Source organism: Planktothrix sp. FACHB-1355 (genome assembly GCF_014748295.1).
Taxonomy (GTDB): domain Bacteria; phylum Cyanobacteriota; class Cyanobacteriia; order Cyanobacteriales; family Aerosakkonemataceae; genus Aerosakkonema; species Aerosakkonema funiforme_A.
The window spans coordinates 1-4,046 of sequence record NZ_JACJUP010000605.1; the positions used below are offsets into that span (position 1 = coordinate 1).

At 48.5% G+C, this 4,046-nt stretch carries 2 protein-coding genes; one reads left to right on the forward strand and one right to left on the reverse strand.

The genetic code is table 11. The features are described 5' to 3' along the window. On the forward strand, positions 1-1,255 hold a 1,255-nt coding region (hflX, locus tag H6S82_RS21490; RefSeq protein WP_191056676.1), incomplete at its 5' end, for a GTPase HflX. Positions 1,256-1,373: 118 nt separating this feature from the next. Here hflX and H6S82_RS21495 read toward each other — a convergent pair. After that, positions 1,374-4,046: multicopper oxidase domain-containing protein (locus tag H6S82_RS21495; protein WP_191056677.1), on the reverse strand; the 2,673-nt coding region annotated here is incomplete at its 5' end.

The window sequence follows — 4,046 nt, forward strand, 5'->3', positions numbered from 1 at the left end:
CGACGACTCCGGTGAAGTTTTGCATCCCCAAAATGCTTGGACTGTATCGTCGCCGATGAGTTTGGAAGTGCTGTGCAAGCAAGATTTTCTGGAACTGGTGAACAGTCTGGAAGCTGAGTTCGAGCGGGAATTTGTCGCACAGCAAGTAGAATTGGATCGCGATCGCGTCTTGCTAGTAGGGGTAATGACCGATCGCATGACCCAGGAAGAATTCCAAAACACGCTCAACGAATTAGCGCGTTTGGTGGATACCGCCGGCGGAGAAGTATTGCAGACCGTATCCCAAAAACGTCCCCGCCTGCATCCTCAAACAGTTGTCGGTGAAGGAAAAGTGCAAGAAATCGCCCTCACCGCCCAAACATTGGGAGCAAATTTAATCGTATTCGATCGCGACCTTTCACCCGCACAAATTCGCAACCTGGAAACTCAAATCGGGATTCGGGTAGTCGATCGCACTGAAGTAATTCTAGACATCTTTGCCCAACGCGCTCAATCCGGTGCGGGGAAACTGCAAGTCGAACTAGCCCAGTTAGAATATATGCTACCGCGACTGACTGGGAGAGGTCAGGCAATGTCTCGGTTAGGCGGCGGTATCGGTACGAGGGGGCCGGGAGAAACTAAACTGGAAACAGAACGCCGTGCCATTGGGCGGCGTATCGCCAGATTGCAGCAAGAAGTCAACCAACTGCAAGCACATCGATCGCGACTCAGACAAAATCGCCAGCACAAAGAAGTACCATCGATCGCTTTAGTTGGATATACCAACGCCGGCAAATCTACATTATTAAATGTATTGACAAATGCCGAAGTTTATACAGCCGACCAACTATTCGCTACCCTCGACCCCACCACGCGACGCTTGATCGTTCCCAGCAGTAGCGACGAACCCCTACCAATAGTCGTCACCGACACAGTAGGATTCATCCACGAATTGCCTCCCGCATTGATGGATGCTTTCCGCGCCACCTTAGAAGAAGTCACGGAAGCTGACGCCTTGCTTCATGTGGTGGATCTTTCCCATCCCGCATGGCAAAGTCAAATTCGATCGGTTATGGCAATTTTATCGGATATGCCGGTAACTCCCGGCCCCGCTTTGATTGCATTTAATAAGATCGATCGAGTCGATAGCGAGACACTGGCGCTGGCGCAAGAAGAGTATCCCCAAGCGGTGTTTATTTCAGCGTGCGATCGTTTAGGTTTGGAAACGTTGCGACAAAGAATGGCTCAACTTGTTGAATACGCCATTTCCCGTTAATTGAAGGAGATAGGAAAAACGCAAAAGGGAAAGGAAATCAAAAATTCCTCTCCCTTTTTTTGATGAGGCTTTTAGTGAAAGCCTTTTGATAGAAAACCTTTCACCTTTACCATTACGACTAACCTAAAACGAAATCCGTAGATGCGATCGCACTAGCTTGAATACCAGTCAGAGAAGCCAAGACTTCTTTGGTACTGGTAATCTGAATCAAAGCCGCACCGTTGCTTTGGGTAATGGTAAGCTGCTGAAAAGTCAGACCGTTGCTTAAAACCATCAAATCTTCACCTTTTTTGAAGTCTTGGATGGTGTCAGTACCAATACCATATGTTAAAACAAAACGATCCTTCCCATCCTCACCGATCAAAAGATCGTTGCCGATATCGCCGCTGAGCAAGTCATCCCCAGACCCCCCAATCAGAGTATCGTTTTGTTTGCCTCCATAGACACTATCGTTGCCCAAATCCCCGTAAAGAATGTCCTGACCGTCATTCCCATAAACCCAATCATTACCCTTACCGCCGCGCACTAAATCGTCGCCCCGATCGCCGTAAAGGACATCCTGGCCTTCATTACCGAAAACCTGGTCATTACCCTTACCGCCGCGCACGGTATCGTCGCCCTGATCGCCGTAAAGAACATCTTGGCCTTCATTGCCAAAAACCAAGTCGTTATCCTTACCGCCGCGCACTGTATCGTCGCCTACGTCACCGTAACATACATCATCCTCTTGATTGCCAAAAACTTGGTCGTTATCCCTACCGCCGCGCACCGTATCTTTGCCCCTACCACCAGAGAGCATATCTTGACCCTGGTTGCCGTTGATCTCATCATCAGAGGAGAGACCGTATATGGAGTCGTTACCTCGATCGCCCTTTAGGTTGTTAAAACCGGTATCCCCATAAATTACGTCATCGCCAGTAGTTTCCAGACGGAAATTGGATGAGCTATTCAGGGATTGAGCGATATTCTTTTCCTGGAGGCGAATTAATTCAGGCTGACCGGAAGCGCCCAGAGCAAATATCATCGGTTCGCCCTTAGATAACCCAGCAATATCGGCAAACGTGCCAGAGATTTCTTGAATATTGCCATCAGGGGTAAACTCTGTGTCCATACGCAGGACTGCCGGTACACCCATTTCCTCACCTTCTGCGGCCTGAGTTTCGCCTCCCTCGGCACTCTGATGACCTTGTGCAGCTTGCATTCCGCCACTCTCTTCGCCGTGACCTTCGCCTCCAACCAGAGTAAATATTTTGATTGCCTCGTGACCGTGAGGTACGCCACCCACCGCCATTGTGGTGATATTGGCATGATAGGTTTGTACGTTCTCTCCATTCGGAGCATCTGGTCGCTGGAGTACGTAGCCGGATGTCACCTTAATATCACCATTGTAATCGCCGTAAGGCTGGAAAGTTTCGGTGAGAAGTTTTGTTGCTGCTGCGGTTTGTTGGCCATCTAGGCTACCCATTTTATTGATGGCCAGACCGCTGTAAATTTCTACTAACCCTCGTCCGCCCTTACCTTGGCTAACAATAATGTCGTCAAAGTTATTTCCATCGACATCGCCAACTGCTAGGTTGATTGTGCCACCGAACTTTGTTTCGGAGCTAAATGGGTTAATCCGATTCATCAGATGGTAATCCAGACCGCTGTAAATTTCGATTACCGGATTGCCATCCCCAGCAGCGCCCACGATGATATCGGCGTGACCGTCGCCATCGATATCGCCTGTTGCGATGGATGTCTTTGTATTAGCCCCAATAGCCCCGTTTTGGAAAGGAGTTAACTTACCGAGAAGTAGTTCTGAATCATCACCGTTAAATTTCTGAATGCCTTTCTCTTGCTGTTCGATCAGCTTTTTGCCATCAAATACTTTCACGGTAAACTTAGTCTCACCGCCAACTAAACTAGACTGTACGGTGATGACATCTGTGACGTTATCTGTGACGTTTTGATTGCCAGTTTCTTGTTTGAAATGGACATCGCCAATGGCGAGTTCAACTCCTCCTTTGAAAGTGTCCCCGTAGGGCATCAAATCAATACTTTGAAGCGGATCGTTTGCCCGATGCAGCTTTACTTGTCCAGTAGAGTTACCGTCAGCTGCTAAACCTAACCAGGTGTCTTTGGTATTCAGAACTACCCGCACAGGTGCCATCATCCCCGCATCTTCATGGAAGAGGATGTGACAGTGATTTACGTAAGTGCCGGGGAAGTCCTCGAACTTCATCAGTATTTTGACTTCGGATGTCTCGCCATTAAATGCTGGTGTACCGTAGGGGTTTTCTGGAGTGGGTGGACTGTTGGGATCGTAGGTGGGAGGTATGAGAACTGTATCGCTCAAGACGCCATCGAGGTAAGCATTCTTGATTTCACTGACAGGGATACCGTTGATTTCGAGAACTGTAAAGTCATTTTGGTGAATGTGGAAGGGATGCCATTCCCGTAATGGAAGGTCTAAACCTTTCTCTTTAAGATACGAATCGCTTAAGCCAGATATATTTTCGATCGTCCATACTTCCGTTGAGTCTACCATTGGCATGGCGAGCGGAACCTGGCTATCGGCAAATGTGGTGGCAAAAAACTCCCCGTTTATGCCATAAGTTCCCTCGAATGTCTCTACTTCCGTATCCTTGAGAACAGGTGGTATATTACCTTGTGAGATTAAATAGTCGAGCGCCCCACCGGCGTTAGCTGACCAGGTAAATGTACGGGGGCGATCGAACTCACCATTTCGCGCTGCTGCAACCCGTTCGTCAATTTCCTGCGCTTGCTCTTCTAAAGTGTCATATATTTC